At 63.5% G+C, this 15,349-nt stretch carries 18 protein-coding genes; 9 read left to right on the top strand and 9 right to left on the bottom strand.

Going from position 1 to position 15,349, the window contains the following annotated elements; genetic code table 11:
* Nucleotides 1-26: 26 nt before the first annotated feature.
* The 4 genes from OKW43_RS07145 to OKW43_RS07160 all read left to right on the top strand — a co-directional run bounded on the left by OKW43_RS07145 (nucleotide 27) and on the right by OKW43_RS07160 (nucleotide 3,373).
* Entirely contained in the window at nucleotides 27-449 is a 423-nt protein-coding gene (locus OKW43_RS07145) for a hypothetical protein (protein ID WP_187634366.1), read from the top strand.
* Between the two features lie 115 nt (nucleotides 450-564).
* Nucleotides 565-789 (top strand): hypothetical protein, encoded by a 225-nt coding sequence (locus tag OKW43_RS07150; protein WP_187634367.1) that lies wholly within the window; start codon nucleotides 565-567, stop codon nucleotides 787-789.
* A gap of 233 nt (nucleotides 790-1,022) precedes the next feature.
* Nucleotides 1,023-2,729 (top strand): fibronectin type III domain-containing protein, encoded by a 1,707-nt coding sequence (locus OKW43_RS07155; RefSeq protein ID WP_187634368.1) that lies wholly within the window; start codon nucleotides 1,023-1,025, stop codon nucleotides 2,727-2,729.
* Nucleotides 2,730-2,932: 203 nt separating this feature from the next.
* On the top strand, nucleotides 2,933-3,373 hold the full coding sequence (locus OKW43_RS07160) for a hypothetical protein (protein ID WP_187634369.1): 441 nt from the start codon (nucleotides 2,933-2,935) through the stop codon (nucleotides 3,371-3,373).
* A gap of 91 nt (nucleotides 3,374-3,464) precedes the next feature.
* On the opposite strand, the gene OKW43_RS07165 is transcribed toward OKW43_RS07160, so the two are convergent.
* A complete protein-coding gene (locus OKW43_RS07165; RefSeq protein WP_429446205.1) occupies nucleotides 3,465-4,616 on the bottom strand; it encodes a peptidyl-alpha-hydroxyglycine alpha-amidating lyase family protein in 1,152 nt (383 codons plus the stop codon).
* A gap of 166 nt (nucleotides 4,617-4,782) precedes the next feature.
* Here OKW43_RS07165 and OKW43_RS07170 point away from each other — a divergent pair, with 166 nt between their 5' ends.
* Nucleotides 4,783-5,076: a DUF1330 domain-containing protein gene (locus OKW43_RS07170; RefSeq protein WP_187634371.1), complete on the top strand. Its 294-nt coding sequence runs from the start codon at nucleotides 4,783-4,785 to the stop codon at nucleotides 5,074-5,076.
* 47 nt (nucleotides 5,077-5,123) lie between these two features.
* On the opposite strand, the gene OKW43_RS07175 is transcribed toward OKW43_RS07170, so the two are convergent.
* The 3 genes from OKW43_RS07175 to OKW43_RS07185 form a co-directional block, all read right to left on the bottom strand.
* Complete coding sequence (locus tag OKW43_RS07175) at nucleotides 5,124-5,975, bottom strand: carbohydrate ABC transporter permease (RefSeq protein ID WP_187634372.1); 852 nt, start codon at nucleotides 5,973-5,975, stop codon at nucleotides 5,124-5,126.
* Nucleotides 5,972-6,862, bottom strand: coding sequence for a carbohydrate ABC transporter permease (locus OKW43_RS07180; protein ID WP_187634373.1), 891 nt, complete (start codon nucleotides 6,860-6,862; stop codon nucleotides 5,972-5,974). Before OKW43_RS07180 ends, OKW43_RS07175 begins: the two co-directional genes overlap by 4 nt.
* Before the next feature lie 174 nt (nucleotides 6,863-7,036).
* Nucleotides 7,037-8,269 carry an ABC transporter substrate-binding protein gene (locus OKW43_RS07185; RefSeq protein WP_187634374.1) on the bottom strand — a complete coding sequence of 411 codons (1,233 nt, stop codon included), beginning with the start codon at nucleotides 8,267-8,269 and terminating at the stop codon, nucleotides 7,037-7,039.
* A 319-nt stretch (nucleotides 8,270-8,588) separates the two neighbouring features.
* Here OKW43_RS07185 and OKW43_RS07190 point away from each other — a divergent pair, with 319 nt between their 5' ends.
* From OKW43_RS07190 to OKW43_RS07200, 3 genes are all read left to right on the top strand, one after another.
* Nucleotides 8,589-9,362 carry an SDR family oxidoreductase gene (locus OKW43_RS07190; RefSeq protein WP_429446210.1) on the top strand — a complete coding sequence of 258 codons (774 nt, stop codon included), beginning with the start codon at nucleotides 8,589-8,591 and terminating at the stop codon, nucleotides 9,360-9,362.
* A gap of 64 nt (nucleotides 9,363-9,426) precedes the next feature.
* Nucleotides 9,427-10,509 (top strand): ABC transporter ATP-binding protein, encoded by a 1,083-nt coding sequence (locus tag OKW43_RS07195; RefSeq protein WP_187634376.1) that lies wholly within the window; start codon nucleotides 9,427-9,429, stop codon nucleotides 10,507-10,509.
* A gap of 95 nt (nucleotides 10,510-10,604) precedes the next feature.
* Nucleotides 10,605-11,468 (top strand): MurR/RpiR family transcriptional regulator, encoded by an 864-nt coding sequence (locus OKW43_RS07200; protein ID WP_429446213.1) that lies wholly within the window; start codon nucleotides 10,605-10,607, stop codon nucleotides 11,466-11,468.
* A gap of 133 nt (nucleotides 11,469-11,601) precedes the next feature.
* On the opposite strand, the gene OKW43_RS07205 is transcribed toward OKW43_RS07200, so the two are convergent.
* The 5 genes from OKW43_RS07205 to OKW43_RS07225 all read right to left on the bottom strand — a co-directional run bounded on the left by OKW43_RS07205 (nucleotide 11,602) and on the right by OKW43_RS07225 (nucleotide 14,984).
* Entirely contained in the window at nucleotides 11,602-12,246 is a 645-nt protein-coding gene (locus tag OKW43_RS07205; RefSeq protein ID WP_187634378.1) for a trimeric intracellular cation channel family protein, read from the bottom strand.
* 84 nt (nucleotides 12,247-12,330) lie between these two features.
* A complete protein-coding gene (locus OKW43_RS07210) occupies nucleotides 12,331-12,786 on the bottom strand; it encodes a MarR family winged helix-turn-helix transcriptional regulator (RefSeq protein WP_187634379.1) in 456 nt (151 codons plus the stop codon).
* 97 nt (nucleotides 12,787-12,883) lie between these two features.
* Nucleotides 12,884-13,411, bottom strand: coding sequence for an N-acetyltransferase family protein (locus OKW43_RS07215; RefSeq protein ID WP_429446218.1), 528 nt, complete (start codon nucleotides 13,409-13,411; stop codon nucleotides 12,884-12,886).
* Nucleotides 13,408-13,995, bottom strand: a complete 588-nt coding sequence (locus OKW43_RS07220) for a helix-turn-helix domain-containing protein (RefSeq protein WP_187634381.1) — start codon at nucleotides 13,993-13,995, stop codon at nucleotides 13,408-13,410. The genes OKW43_RS07215 and OKW43_RS07220 overlap by 4 nt, the downstream gene beginning before the upstream one ends.
* A 104-nt stretch (nucleotides 13,996-14,099) precedes the next feature.
* On the bottom strand, nucleotides 14,100-14,984 hold the full coding sequence (locus OKW43_RS07225) for a M23 family metallopeptidase (RefSeq protein ID WP_246530059.1): 885 nt from the start codon (nucleotides 14,982-14,984) through the stop codon (nucleotides 14,100-14,102).
* Here OKW43_RS07225 and OKW43_RS07230 point away from each other — a divergent pair.
* The gene (locus tag OKW43_RS07230; RefSeq protein WP_429446222.1) at nucleotides 14,983-15,213 is read left to right on the top strand and encodes a hypothetical protein; all 231 of its coding nucleotides are present in this window, start codon (nucleotides 14,983-14,985) and stop codon (nucleotides 15,211-15,213) included. The genes OKW43_RS07225 and OKW43_RS07230 overlap by 2 nt on opposite strands.
* The last annotated feature ends 136 nt before the right edge of the window (nucleotides 15,214-15,349 follow it).

Consider the following 15,349-nt stretch of genomic DNA (forward strand, 5'->3'; position numbering starts at 1 on the left):
CCGTTACCGACACGATCGAGGTCGAGATGTCGTCTCCCTGGCAATTCCAGTTGCGTATCACCGCATCGGCGGAACTCGCCGACTCGCTGCGCGCGGACCCGTCGTGCGCCGCGCATCCAGCGCTTCGTGCCGTCCTGCAAGCGCATCACGCCACGCTCAAATGCCAGTTCGATGCATTCGCCGACTATGTCAGCGAAGCCGAAAGAATCGGTACCGAGAATTACCCGCTTTATCAATGGACGCGGCAGACCATCGGGAATCCGGAAAAGAAAGCGAAGTACCTGCAATCGTTCACGCTCTATGTGAACGGCGACGAAGTGTATGGCAAGGAGGTGGCGGATGCCCTCGAGGCCGGCTTGTCAAAGCTGATCGACACGAACGGCATTCTTCGCGTTTCGAGGTACGACACGAATCCCGCGAACAATCCGCAGCCGCCCGCCCGGGTGTGACGCAGCCATTTAAATTTCACTCGGAAAGCTTCATCGTTAAGCGATGTAACATTTGACGACATGCCATAAAGTTCGTGAGAGGATGCAGTTTCATTTATTTTTGTGGGAGTGCGATATGGGACTGCTGGACGAAGTGGGCAAGATTGCCGGTGCGGTTGCCGCCGTGGAAGCTGCGGAGAAAGTCGATCCCGAAGCGGGTCTGTTGACCAAAGGCGTGGCCGCTATCGCCGGGTTCGAGGGTGCCGGCAAGCTGGAATCGCTGGTGGAAAAGAAAGAAGAAGAGAAGCAGGCCGACGCCGACAACGCTCAAGCCGCGGACGATTCAAGCTCGCAGACCTGAACGGACGTCAAACGGATTGCCGGTTGCATGCGCGTGATCGAATCACGCGCGGCACCGGCAATTTGTTTTTGTAAACCTTTCGATATCGAACCTCTCCTTCCGCTGCTCACCCGATGTTTTCATCGGGCTGTCATCGCCGTCCGGCTACGATCGTCCGTCACTTTCCGTCCGCGCTCGCCCCGCGGGGCGTTGTTGTGCGCTGGCATTCTTCCACCTGAACAACAATACCGGACATGTCGAACAGAAAAATCGTCAAGACAACGCCTGCCGATGAACACGGCGCATCGATCGTATCGCGTCGCGGCTTTCTGAAGTTCGCCGGCGTATCGAGTCTCGCGACGGCGGCGGGCGCGCTCGCGTCGACCGCGCGCGGCGCGAATAGCGGCGCACCCGATGGCACGCCCGAACAGATCCATCTGACCTGGGGCAGCGACCCGACGAGCGAAGTCACCGTGTCGTGGTCGTCGCTCGCGCCCGCAGTCAATCCGCAGGTTCGGGTGAGCGGCGTGAACAGCGGGGACCACGCGAAACATACGGTGCACGCGGTGCAAAGCACTTACACCGACGGCATCAACGGCGAGGTCGTATTCAATTATCACGCGCGCGTGCGTGAGCTCAAGGCCGACACGAGCTATCAGTACGAAGTGACGGCCGATAACGACAGCAACGCATCGCAACCCTTCACCGCGAGTTTTCGCACCGCGCCGCGCGGCCGCGCGCCATTTCGCTGGACGAGCTACGGCGATCTCGCGACGCCGAATACGAACTGGGTGCTGTCGTCGCCGCAAAGCCGCTTCGCGGTGGCGGCCGTCGAGCGCTTCCAGCCGCTGTTCCATCTGCTGAACGGTGACCTGTGCTACGCGAATCTGAGCCCGATGCACCAGCCCGAGGTGTGGCGCGACTTCGGCAACAACGCGCAGACGTCGGCGTCGAACCGGCCGTGGATGCCGTGTCCAGGCAATCACGAACTCGAATTCAACAATGGCGAGCAAGGCCTTGCGTCGTATCTGTCGCGCTACGCGCTGCCCGATAATCACACGCGTTTTCCGGGCCGCTGGTACAGCTTCCGCGTCGGCTCGGTGCTGTTCATTTCGCTCGATGCGGACGACGTCGTCTATCAGGATGCCGCCGCTTTCGTCGCCGGGCCGGCATCGCTGACGCCGGTGGCGAGTACCGGCAATCCGCCGATTCCGGCGGGCACGTCGCTGTACGTGCGCGGCTACAGCAATGGCGAGCAAACGCGCTGGCTCGAAAAGGTGCTACAGCATGCGTCGCACGATGACGGCGTGGACTGGATCATCGTGCAGATGCATCAGGACGCGCTCAGTTCGTCGAAGACCGGCAACGGTTCCGACAAGGGCATTCGCGAAGCGTGGCTGCCGCTGTTCGATCGCTATGGTGTGGACCTCGTGCTGTGCGGTCACGATCACGACTACGAGCGCAGCTATCCGGTGCGCGGTTGCAATCACAACAAGGGCAGCGACATCGCGACGGGGCGCCCGGTCGATACGTTGCAGCCCAAGCCGATCATGTCGGCGGTATCGGCGGGTGCATCGACGTTCGATACGAGCCACGGCACGATCCACCTGATTCTCGGCGGCGGCGGCACGAGCGCGCCGCTCGACGTGTACGGCGTCGATACCGGCACAGGCCTGCCGCAGGCGCGCATCTTCACGAAGCCGAATCGCCCGATGCCGTCGACGACCGCGGGCACGTTCGTGCGCGCGAGCGCCGATGCGGTCGAAGACGCGATATGGTCAGCGCAACGCGACACCGGCACCGGCTACGGCATCGCGGTGTTCGATTACGATCCCGGGCAGCCCGGCGGCGACACCACGATCACGATGAACTACTACCATGCGCCGGGCGCGGATCAGACGCCGACACCGGAGTATGAACTGTTCGAGACGATTGGATTGCGGAAGAAGCGGCGCGGGTAGAAAGATAGATTTGATTCACTGATCGGCATTCAAATTCCAGGGGCCGCTCATCACGAGCGGCCCTTGTTTTTCCATGGTCCCTGCAAAAAACAATGCCCCATTCATTTTGTTACACGTCTTACCGCCACGGACTGTCGTGGTTACAAAGCCCTTTCCGAAGCCCCGCTATACTCGGCGCCGTCTCACTAAAACAAAGACCCGATATGTCGAAGAAAATCATCCAGATGGTTGCCGTGGCTGCATTGAGCGCCGCGGCGTCGTTGCCGGCACTCGCCGGTGATATGAACAACATGCTCGGCGGCGCGCTCGGTGGCGTCGCTGGCGCGGCAGTCGGCGGCGCGGTGGGCGGTAGCACCGGCGCGGTGATCGGCGGCGCAGTGGGCGGCGGGGCGGGCGGCGCGGTCACGTCGAATCGCCGCGAACGCACCGGCGCGATCATCGGCGGCGCGCTTGGTGGCGGGGCGGGCACCGCGGCCGGCAACGCGATGGGCGGCCGCACCGGCGGGCTCGTCGGCGCGGCGCTCGGCGGCGGCGCGGGTTCGGCGCTCGGCGGCAACGTCTCGCGCTCGAACTCATATGCCAACGACTACTCCCGCGGCTACCAATCGGGCAAGCACCATCACAAGCATCGTCACTACGACTGAGACGGCTTGACATCGACGGGACCGGTCGGCGAAGAATAAGGGCCGCCCGTCGCGCATCGCGGCGGCCCTACGGCCCACGGCCCTACGACCGTTACGCACGCAGAACCAGTTTCTGAATACGCCAGTTCAGCAACTCCGCAACGAATAAAACGTTCGCCGCAGGACACGCCATCTGGTGAATCCAGCCGAACTGCTTCGGCTGTTTGCCCGCTTTGCCGAGTACGCCGAGCACTTTGCCGTCGAGCGTCATCTTGTAGATCCGGCCCGGAAACGCATCGGCGCTATAGAGCACCTGGTGCGGTCCCGGCGAAATGCAGATCGCCCACGGCGAGCCCGGCGCGAACGTGCCCGCCGCGATGTCCGCTTCGCTCGGCAGGTTGCCGATCGCGGGGCGCGCGTCCGGCGGCACCGGCACGTCGATCGTGAACTGGCGCAGGAACGTGCCCTCGGTATCGAACACCTGGATGCGCCTGTTGCTGCGATCGGCGACGTACACGTGGTCGTTCGCATCGACCGCGATGCTGTGCGGCGTATGAAACTGTCCCGGACCCGTGCCGCGATCACCCCATGACTTCAGCCAGTTGCCGTCGCGATCGACCTTCGCGACGCGCGAATTGATGTAGCCGTCGCTGATATAGGTGTTGCCCGCCTTGTCCCACGCGACGTCGGTCACCTGACGAAAGCGTCCGGGCTCGGACGGCAGCGGCGGATTCGGATGCTTGAGCGGCGCGGTGCCTTCATCGGACGCCTCCTGCTTGCGGCCGAACACCATCGCGACGCGTCCTTCCGGCGTGAACTTGATCACCATGTCGGAGCCTTTGTCGGTGATCCAGATGTTGTCGTGCCGGTCCACCTTCACCGTGTGCGCGAACGACCACGCATACAGGTTGTGGCCGATCTCGCGCACGAACCGTCCGTCGGGTGCGAACTCGAGCAATTGCGCGGCGGCCGCGCCATACGCGGGCCCGCTGGTGTTGCCGCGCGACAGCACGAAGATGTGGCCATGCGAATTGAGCGCGACGCCCGAGCATTCGCCGAAGTACATGTCGTTCGGCAAACGTACGGGATTGGGAATCGAGTCATAAGCTATCGTGGGCACGGTGGGCGTATCGGCCGCGAACGCGGATGGCATCGCGAGTCCGGCGGCACTGCCCGCAAGCAGGCTGATGAAAGTCCGTCGGCTCATCGCCCGGTGGTCGGAACCGCCACAGCAAGCACAAAACGACTCGTATCGCTCGCACATTCGCTGCCTCCTCGAATAGTCCGTCACCTGAAATGTGCACAAGCAATCCTAGTGCACAAAACGTTCAATAGCGAACCACGCGAAGAACGAATCTGCGCCTCTTTGCTACCATGTAAGCCCGCGACTGCTTTGGTCCCGCGTTAGTTAATCAAACAAGGAGATTGGAATGAGCAAAGGTTATTGGGTGTCGTCGTACCGCAAGACGAACGACCCGCAGAAACTGGCCGCGTACGCGCAACTGGCCCCGGCCGCGGTAGCGGCGGCGGGCGGCAAGTTCTTGGTACGCGGTGTGGCGGACGAGGCGCGCGAGCAGGGCCTGAAGGAGCGCACGGTCGTGATCGAATTCCCGACCTACGAGCAGGCCGTGGCCGCTTATGAAAGCGAGGAGTACAAGAAGGCGCTGGCCGCATTGGGCGATGGCGTCGAGCGCGATCTGCGGATCGTGCGCGGCGCCGACTGACGCGCGAGCCGCAAGCGAACACTGCGCGGCACGCGCCGCGCAGCAGCTTACTTCACCGCGCCGAGCGCGAGCCCCTTCACCATATAACGCTGCAACCACGCAAACACGATCGAAACCGGCAACGTCGCGCCCAACGTCGCGGCCATCACCAGATGCCATTCGACCACGTACTTGCCCGCCACCATATCGGTCACCTGCACGGTCAGCGTCTTATTCTCCGGCGAGCGGATCAGCGTATAGACGACCGCGAACTCGTTCCACGCATTGATGAACGTGAAGATCGCGGTCACGACGATCGCCGGCACCGCGAGCGGCAGAAACACCTTGAACACCGCGCGCATGCGGCTGCAGCCTTCGAGCCACGCGGATTCCTCGAGATCCTGCGGCACGGTCTGAAAGTACGACGACAGCATCCACACCGCGAAGGCGATGTTGAACGCGGCATACGACACGATCACGCCGATCCTCGAATCGACCAGGTTGCCGTCGCCCCACGGAATCATCGCGGCGAGCCGGAACAGGCCCACCACCAGCAGAATCGGCGAAAGCATCTGTGTGACGAGCAGGAACTGCCGGTACAGGCCGCGTCCGCGAAACGGGAAGCGCGCGAGCGCGTAAGCGGCGGGCAGGCTCACCGCGAGTGCGAGCGCGGTAGACAGGAAGCTGATGATCGCGCTGTTGCGCAGCGCGACACCGAAGTTGGCCGCGTCCCACATGTCGACGAAATTGCGCCACTGCCATTGCACCGGCAGCCAGCGCGCCGGATAGACGAAGATCTCCGACGCGGGCTTGACCGCGGTGAAGAACATCACCGCGAACGGAAACAGCACGACGACTACGAGCGGCGACAGCGCGAGCCAGCACCACAGCGAGCGTTTTGTCTTCGCGCTCAGACTCATGACTGCACTCCTTCTTTCGCGGGTTGCAGACGCAGATAAGCGATCGAGAACACGAACAGCATCACGAGCATGATCAGCGACACGGCGGCTGCTTCGCCGGGGCGTCCGAGCCGGAAGCCAAGTTCGTACAGATAGGTGACGAGGATGTGCGTGCTGTTGTCGGGGCCGCCTTGCGTCATCACCCAGATGATCGGAAACGAGTTGAACACGTAGATCACGTTCAGCAGGATCGCCATGTTGATGAAGGGGCGCAGCAACGGCATCGTCAATTGACGGAACTGCTGCCAGGCGCTCGCGCCGTCGATACGCGCGGCTTCGTAAATATCGCCCGGCACCGACGACAGGCCGCCGAGAAAGATCGTCACCGTGAACGGAATCGACACCAGAATGCCGACCGCGATTTCGACGGGGAACGCGAACTCGGGCGTCGCCAGCCAATGAATCGGGCCGCCGATCAGGCCGAGCCGCTGCAGCGTGACATTGACCATACCGTAGTCGTCGTTGAAGGCCCAGCGCCAGACGACGGCGGTCATCGTCAGCGAGACCGACCACGGCAGCATCACGATGGTGCGCGCCACGCCACGGCCGTGAAAGTCCTGATTCAGAATCAGCGCGACGGGTACCGAGATCAGCACCGTGCCGCCCACCACGCACACGGTCCAGATGATCGTGCGGCGTACGGAGGCGAGAAACACCGGGTCCTCGAACACGTTGATGAAATTCTGTACACCGGTGAAGTCGCGGATCGCGCCGAAGCGCGATACCTCATGCAGCGATTGCCACACGATGTTGAAAATCGGATAGCTGATGATGAACAGCGCGAGCACGAGGCTCGGCGCAATCAGCAACCAGGGCGCGCGCGCGCGCGGAGAAACGGAACGGCTCATGCGTGCTCGATCGTAAGACGCGCCCGCCTTCAGGCGGCGGGCGCGACGGAATGGGCCGGAGAGTGCATCGTGCCGCGTCGGCTCGATTGCGCAGGTGGCGCGGCGGAGCGCGCGACGTCGTCGTCACGGCGCCGCGCGTTCCCTGTTCGCCTCGCTATTGCCAAAAGCCGCGTATCAGTGGCCGAGCGACTTGTTCGCCTGCGCAGCCGCCGCATTCAACGCGTCAGCCGGTTGCGCCTTGTTCAGGTAGATCGACTGCATCGCGTCGGTCACGGCCTTCGCGGTGTCTTCCCAGCCGGTCACGGTCGGCGCGAAGTGAGCAGTGGGCAGCAACGCGATGAATGCCTTGAGGTCCGGATCGTTGAACGCCGGGTCCGTCGCTTCGGCCTTCGTGGTCGGCAGGAAGCCTTCGGTCGTCGTGAACTCGACGCGCGGTTCCTTCGTGAACAGATAGTCGAGGAACTTCCATGCGGACTTCTTCACCTTCGAGTTCTTGAACATCACGATCGAATCGGTGACCGCGTAAGTGGCGTGCGTCGTGCCCATCGGCACCGGATCGATGCCGTACTTCAGGTTCGGCGCTTCCTTCTTGATCTGCTTCGCGAGGAACGGCGCGGAGATCACCATCGCGACGCGGCCCTGCTTGAACAGGTTCTGCACGTCTTCGCGGCTATAGCCGGTGACGCCCGGTTGCGTGAGACCCTGGTCGATCATCTGCTTGTACATGGTCGCGGCCTTCACGCCTGCCGGCGAATTGAACGCGGCCTTGCCGTCCTTGCCGACCACGTCGCCGCCCATCGTCCACAGCGCGTAGTAATAGTAGACGTCGGTTTCGATTTCCTTGCCTTGCAGACCAAAGCCGGCGACGCCTTGCGCCTTCAGCTTCTTCGATGCGTCCATCACCTCGTTCCAGGTCTTCGGGCCGTTGGGGTAGCCGACTTTCGCGAGCAGATCCTTGTTGTAGTACAGCGCGCGCGCGGAAGCGGCGATCGGCAGCCCGTAGGTCTTGCCGTTGATCTGGCCAGGCGCCAGGAACGGACCGATGAAGCGGGCCTTGAAGTTCGCGTCCATGTAGCCGTCGAGCGGCTCGGCAACGTCGTCCTTCACGAAGTCGAGCAGCCAGCGCGTGCCGACGATCGCGAGGTCGGCGTTGGCGCCGCCGGAGATGTCCGTTTGCAGCTTCTGTTGCAGCGTGTCCCAGTTCACGTCTTCGATCTTGATGGTCGTGCCGGGATTGGCCTTCTCGAAGTTGCGGGCCATTTTCTCGAAGTACGGCGCGGTCGCGTCGCTGTAGTGAGCGACCGTCACGCGGACCGTGTCGGCGTGGGCCGACACGGCGATACCTGCAAACGCGAGCGCCACGGCGACTTTGCCTAGCGCGAGGGAAGCACGGGCATGCAACGACATTTTTCTCTCTCCTGTGGGTGGTTTGCTGCCGTCGCCGGCCGCCTTGGGTAAATTGTTTGAAAAAATCCTACATGACGCAAAATTGCTTGTCACGTAGGGTCTGCGATATTTTTTCCCGGACGGTTTTGTGCATAAGATGCTGTAAAGCATGGGCTATTCTGCATTGTGCGATGGTACGAAAGCCCACTCTTCGGGATAACCCGACAGCCGTTGGTGGTCGCTCATGTAGGAAATTTACAGTGTGGCGCGGGGCGCGAGCCGGGTGGCGGAAGGCGACGGCAAGGCGGTTGAAAGAGCCAGGAGAACGAGCGAGGATCACATGGAACGTGTCGTATTGGTAACGGGCGCATGCGGCGGTATCGGCAGCGTGTTGTGCGAGCGCTTCGTCGAGGCGGGCGACACCGTGCTCGCGCTCGACATCGACGCGGCCGCGCTGCAAGCGCTGAGCGCGCGGCTCGGCGCGGACAAGATCGCGCCGGTCGCGGTCGATCTCGGCGACGCCGCCGCGGTGCAGCAGGCGGTGGCCGTCGCGGTCGCGCAGCGCGGACCGGTCGACGTGCTGGTCGCGAACGCGGGCGCGGCGCTCGGCGCGTCGCTCGCGAGCACCGACGCCGCAAGCTGGCAGCACGACATCCATCTGAATCTGAACGGCACGTATCACACGGTCGAGGCGGTGCGCGCATCGATGATCGAACGACAGCGCGGCGCGCTCGTGCTGATCGGCTCGGTGAACGGGCTCGCCGCGCTCGGCCATCCCGCGTATAGCGCCGCGAAGGCCGGTTTGATCAGCTATACGAAGGCGCTCGCGATCGAACTGGGCCGCTACGGCATTCGCGCGAACATCGTGTGTCCGGGCACGGTGAAGACGCAGGCATGGCAGGCGCGCGTCGACAAGAACCCGCAGGTGTTCGAGGAACTGAAGAAGTGGTATCCGCTGCGCGACTTCGCGACGCCCGACGACATCGCCGACGCGGTGCTGTTTCTCGCGTCGCCGCAAGCGCGCGTGATCACCGGCGTCGCGCTGCCGGTCGATGGCGGCTTGATGGCGGGCAACCGCCTGATGGCGCAGGAGCTGACGCTCGAGTCGTTCTGAGCCGCGCGCGGCGTGCGCGATCCGACACCGGCAATACAACACGCAGCAAGACAATGAGGACAGCATGGCAGCAGTGCAACTGAGCGGCATCTTCAAACGCTATGGCGACACCCAGGTCGTGCACGGCATCGATCTCCACATCGACGACGGCGAGTTCGTCGTGCTGGTCGGTCCGTCGGGCTGCGGCAAGAGCACGCTGATGCGGATGGTCGCCGGGCTCGAGGAAATCAGCGGCGGCGATCTGATGATCGGCGGCACGCGCGCGAATACGCTCGCGCCGCAGCAGCGCAACATCTCGATGGTGTTTCAGAGTTACGCGCTGTATCCGCATCTGTCGGTGTATGAAAACATCGCGTTCGGTCCGAGAATTCGTAGGGAATCCCCGGAGAAATTCAAGCCGCGCATTGATGCGGCCGCGAAGATGCTCAACCTGAGCGGCTATCTTGACCGCTTGCCGCGCGCACTGTCGGGCGGTCAGCGGCAGCGCGTCGCGATGGGCCGCGCGGTCGTGCGCGAGCCGTCGCTGTTCCTGTTCGACGAACCGCTGTCGAATCTCGACGCGAAGCTGCGCGTGCAGATGCGAACCGAGATCAAGGCGCTGCATCAGCGCTTGAAGAACACAGTGATCTACGTCACGCACGATCAGATCGAAGCGATGACGATGGCCGATCGCATCGTCGTAATGAACGCGGGACGTATCGAGCAGATCGGCCGGCCGCTCGAACTCTATGACCGGCCGGCGAATCTGTTCGTCGCGAGCTTCCTCGGCTCACCGTCGATGAATTTCGCCGAGGGCGTGATCGTCAATCGCACGCAGGGTGCGGGCCTCGCGTTGAAGCTCGCGGACGGCAGCGAAGTCGCGCTCGAACGCACGCCCGCGTCGGCCGTGGTCGGCGCGAAGGTCACGCTCGGTGTGCGGCCCGAGCACATCGAGGTCACGACGCAGATCCCGGATGCCGCGCTCGATGTCGAAGTGATCGAGCCGACTGGCGCCGAGACACACCTGTACGGGAAAATCGGCGGCACCACGTGGTGCGTGACCACGCGCGAACGCTCGAAGATCGATCCCGGTCAGCGTGTCGCGCTGCGTCTGCCGGCCGAACACATTCATCTATTCGATACGGAGAGTGGACGCAGGCTGGTCTGAACCGCGCGCGGCCTGAACTCGAATCAGGCCGACCGAAGCCGAAGCAGCTGCGAGCGACGCGGATCCATATGTAAACAGACCCTAAGGAACACCGGGTGTCCGCACCGAACTTGATTCCCCATATCCGCAGCGCACTCGCGAGTCTGCGGCCCGCCGAGCGCAAGGTCGCCGACATGGTGCTCGCCGACGTCGACTTCGCGATGCGCGCGAGCATCACCGAACTCGCGCAGCGCGCCGAAGTGTCCGAGCCTTCCGTCACGCGTTTTTGCCGCGCGATCGGTGCGCACGGTCTGCGCGACTTCAAGATGCAGCTCGCGCAGAGCGTGGCGGGCGGGCTGCCGTATGCATCGACCGCGGTCGCGCGCGACGACCACGTGCAGACCTTGATGGACAAGGTCGGCGAAGCGGCGATCGACGGCATCACGCATGCGCGCGGCGCGCTCGATCCGGCCGTGGTCGAAAGCGCGATTGCGGCGCTTTCCAGCGCCCGGCGCGTGTTTTTCTTCGGCGTGGGTTCAGGCTCGGGGCTCGTCGCGCAGGACGCGGCGTTGCGCTTGTTGCGCATCGACATCGCGGCGGCCGCGTTTACCGACGGTCATTTGCAGCGTCTTTACGCCGGCCTGATGGAGCCCGGCGACGTCGCGTTTGCGATCTCGCATTCGGGGCGCAGCGTCGAGGTGAACGAGAGCATCCAGATCGCGAAGGAGCGCGGCGCGACGACGATCGCGCTGACCAACGTCGGCTCGCGGCTCGCATGGCTCGTCGATATTCCGCTGCTGCTGCGCGTGGCGAGCCCGATCGACCCGAACACGCCGGGCGTGTCGCGGCTCGTGCATCTGTGCATCATGGACGCGCTCGCGATCGGTGTCGCGCTGAAGGCCGGCCCCGAGACGCTGGAGAAGATGCGCCACGCGAAGGCGCGACTCGTGCCGCATCAGCCGGAAGGTGCGGGTGGGTAATCCAGAACCGGCTCGCAGCGTTGCCATTCATCCGCATCGCGCGCTGCAACTGCGACCACCGCCCAACGCCTGCCGACACTGCTGCCCGGCGCGTGTGATTCCGCAAAGCGCGAGCTGAAGCACGAAGCGCCCGTTATGGATTGTCGCGCGTCTCGGCCGTGCGTCGGCCCAGGAAGACCGGCAGCCGCCAGCCGTAGCGTAGCGACGCGAGCCGCACCAGCACGCACGCGAGCGTTGCGAACCACGGCGTCCACCAGTCGGTCCAGCCCGCATACGAAAAGCCCACCTGCACCGCCGCGCCGAACAACGCGGCCGATGCATAGATCTCGCGCTCGAGAATCGCGGGCACGCGCGAGAGCACGATGTCGCGCATCACACCGCCGCCCACCGCACTGACGACCCCGAGCAGAATCGCGAGTTCCGCATTGTGGCCGTACACGAGCGTCTTCTGCGCGCCCGACACCGCGAACAGGCCCAGCCCGATCGCATCGAAGAACAACACCGGCTGACGCAGCCGGCGCACCTGCGGATACGCGAGAATCGTCACCGCCGACGCGGCCAGCGCGGTAGCCAGATATCGCCAGTTCGACAGCCCCGCGGGTGGGATCGCGCCGATGCACACGTCGCGCACGATGCCGCCGCCGCACGCGACCATGAAGGCGATCACGACGATGCCAAACAGGTCGAGCCGTCGCTGACGCGCGGCCACGGCGCCGCTGATCGCGAATACGAAGGTACCGATCAGGTCGAGAATGGTATAGACGGCGTGTGAATTCACTGAGTGGTTTCGTGTTGGTCGAGCCAGCAGGGATTCTTGTTAGCGTGACCGCCAGGAAGAAAGCGGCGGAATGTGGATCGTCGATCAGGATCTCGCTGATCGCGCGCTTGCGCAGTCGCTTTCGAGCAGGCTGTGCGAAAGCTTGTCGAGCAGACGTTCGAGCATCTTGCGTTCGTTCCGGCTGAGTGCCTTCGCGAGCTCGACTTCGAGTTCAGTGCCCACCGCTTCCGACGCCTGCGCGACTTCGAGGCCGTGCGCGGTGGCGCGCAACGCGATGCTGCGGCGGTCCGACGCATGCATGTTGCGCTTGATCAGGCCGCGCGTTTCAAGTTCGGCGAGGACCTTGGAAAGCAGCGTTTTTTCGATCAGCGCGCGCTGCGAAACGGCCTTGGGCGTGATGTCGGGCTCCGCGCATACGAGGCGCAGCACGCGCAGCGCACGCACGTCGAGATCCCAGTGCTCGCGGTAGACCCTGTTCGCGCGGTTGATCAGCAACGCGCTGGTCAGATCGAGCCTGAAAGTCAGGAAGTCCGAGTACAAGAATTTGCTCCGCTGTCGACCGTCATACGCAGTGCAGGCATTATAGGCAAGTAGTTGAAACTTTCAAATACTTGCGCGGATCGGACTGCCTGCCCGGTCAAAGCTGTCTGCAATAGAACGTCGTGGCGCAGAACGCGCCATCGGGCATCAGCGCGTAATTCGGCACGCTCCCGACGCGTTGCCAGCCGGCGCGCTGATAGAGCCGCTCGGCATCGCCGCCGGTCACGGTGTCGAGCACGAGAACCGATTTTTTTTCTTCCCGCGCGATGCGATCGAGCTCGCTCATCAAGGCGTGAGCGACGCCGCGCCGGCGCGCTTTTGTGTGCACGAGCATCTTCGCGACGTCGGCGCGATGCGGCTGATTTTCGGGTTGCGCGGTGATCAACTGCACGGTGCCGATGATGCTGCCGTCCCGATCTTCAGCGATCACCAATGCGCGCTCGCCGCGCGCCACGCCGTCCGCGACGTTGCGCCAGAACCCGAGCGCCGTGTCACGCGAGATCGGCAGCATGAAGCTGACCGACGCCCCACCTTCCACGCAGTCGATGAGCACGTCGGCGAGTGCTTCGACGCAGGCCGCGGCTTCGTTCGCGCCGACGCGCCGTATGGTCACGTCATCGATCATCCGTTGCTCCGTTCATTGACTGGCGATGTGCTCAGCGCGACGAGATAGCGCGCGCGTTTGCGAGTGGGATTGCGGAACACGATCGGGCTATCGAGCCGCATCGCGAGACAGTCGCCTGTCTTGAGCCGCCAACTGGTGTCGCCGACTGTAATTTCCATCGACCCGTCGAGCATCCACACTTGTTGATGAATGTCGGCGGCGCGGGCGCCGGTTTCGTAACTGACGCGTTGTCCCGCAGGGAAGTTGACCTCGACCAACTGGATCGCCGAGCGCGCGGTCGGCGATAGATGACGCCGCGCGTAACCGGAGCTCGGGTCGGTCCACACCGCCTGCCCGTTCGCCCGACTGAGCGGCGACGGCTCGGCGGCCGGTGCGCCATCCTGCTCGAACAGCGACGCGAGCGGCACGTTCAACGCGGTCGCGAGCTTGTCGAGCACGGTCGCGGTGGGGCTGCTCTGCCCGCGCTCGATCAGCGAGATATTCGAGCGGCTGACCTTGCTGCGCTCGGCCAGTGCATCGAGCGACCAGTTTTGCGCGTCGCGCAGCTGTTTGACCCGGCGTGCGATCAGGGTGTTGATGTCCATGTGTTCCAGTTTACGAGACGGTGCTTCCAGCAAACTAGAGGTCGATTCTTTTGTTGTCAATATAGAGGCTGCGCGTGGGCCTCTCGTCTGGCTGGTTTCGCGCGTCAAACTAACGAGCCGTTCCTCTTTGCAGCGGGATTCGATGTGCCTTCGGCATTCAACGCCATCCTGAGCGCCGGCGTATCGACGGGCAACGCCGCGAGTTTTTCGCGCAGGGCGCCCGTCGTGCTGTCGAACGCGACCCGCTGACTTGTCGTGAGCGGCGAAGCGCCGGTTCGGCTTGTCAACGTGAGCGGATCGATCGGTTGATCATGCTCACGCACCTCGAAATGCAGATGGGGTCCCGTGGCCGTGCCGGTACTGCCTACCGCGCCGAGCGGTTGTCCCTCAGTCACCTGCGCGCCGACGCGCAAATCGCGCGCGAAGGCCGACAGATGCGCGTAATGCGTCGTATAGCCTCGCGGATGACTGAGCACGACGATCTTGCCGTAACCGCCTCTGAAGCCAACGAACCGCACGGTTCCCGAGCCGGCCGCGACGACAGACGCCCCCTTCGGGGCTGCAAAGTCCACACCTGTGTGCATTAGATGCTTGCCCTTGACCGGATGGATCCGGTAACCGAATGGCGAACTGACCCGAACGTGATCGACAGGCATCGTAAAGGGCTTGGCGGCAAGCCGCTGTCCGTCGAATGCATAGTAGTCTCCGTCGGTGTGCCCCGGCGCGACAAACCAAACGGCCTGGTAGACGTTACCGCGCGACCTGAGTTCCACCGCAGTCAGACGCTTGCGCTCTGTCGTCGTATCGGCGCGTGCGTATAGAAGCTGGTAGGTGTCGCCCTTCTGCGCGGGGGCGGCGAGGTCGAGCCGATGCGCAAAAATGCGCGAGATTTGCTCCTGTATATCCACCGGCACGCTGGCGCGCACCAGCGTGTCACGCAACGTGCCTTCGATGCGCCCCGCATATGACCCGCTGTCGGCCTCCGGCATGACCATCGGCGCAGCGTCAGCTAGCTCACCCGTTCTGGTTTTGCTGACAGGCCCGTCAACAGCCGGCACGGTCGCTTCCGAGGCCAGGGACGATCGCGTTGCGCTCGATGCTTTCACGCGACTCGCGATTTCCGATTCAGCAATCCAATCCGATGTGCCCAGCAGCGCAACGATGCCGCACAGCAATACGGCACGCGCTGAAGACATAAATCGGCAATTCATCGAATGACCCACTGCGGCGGAAATGGTGCGAGCGCGGCAGCAGGCATGACGTAGATAGGGGGCGCGCATCATTGCGAAACCTCGCAGTCGGAATTAAGGGCTGCAGGCCTGAATGACATGGCTTGGAACAGCAGAAACCCAAT

The organism is Paraburkholderia sp. WC7.3g, from assembly GCF_050436345.1.
GTDB classification, from domain to species: Bacteria; Pseudomonadota; Gammaproteobacteria; order Burkholderiales; family Burkholderiaceae; genus Paraburkholderia; species Paraburkholderia podalyriae.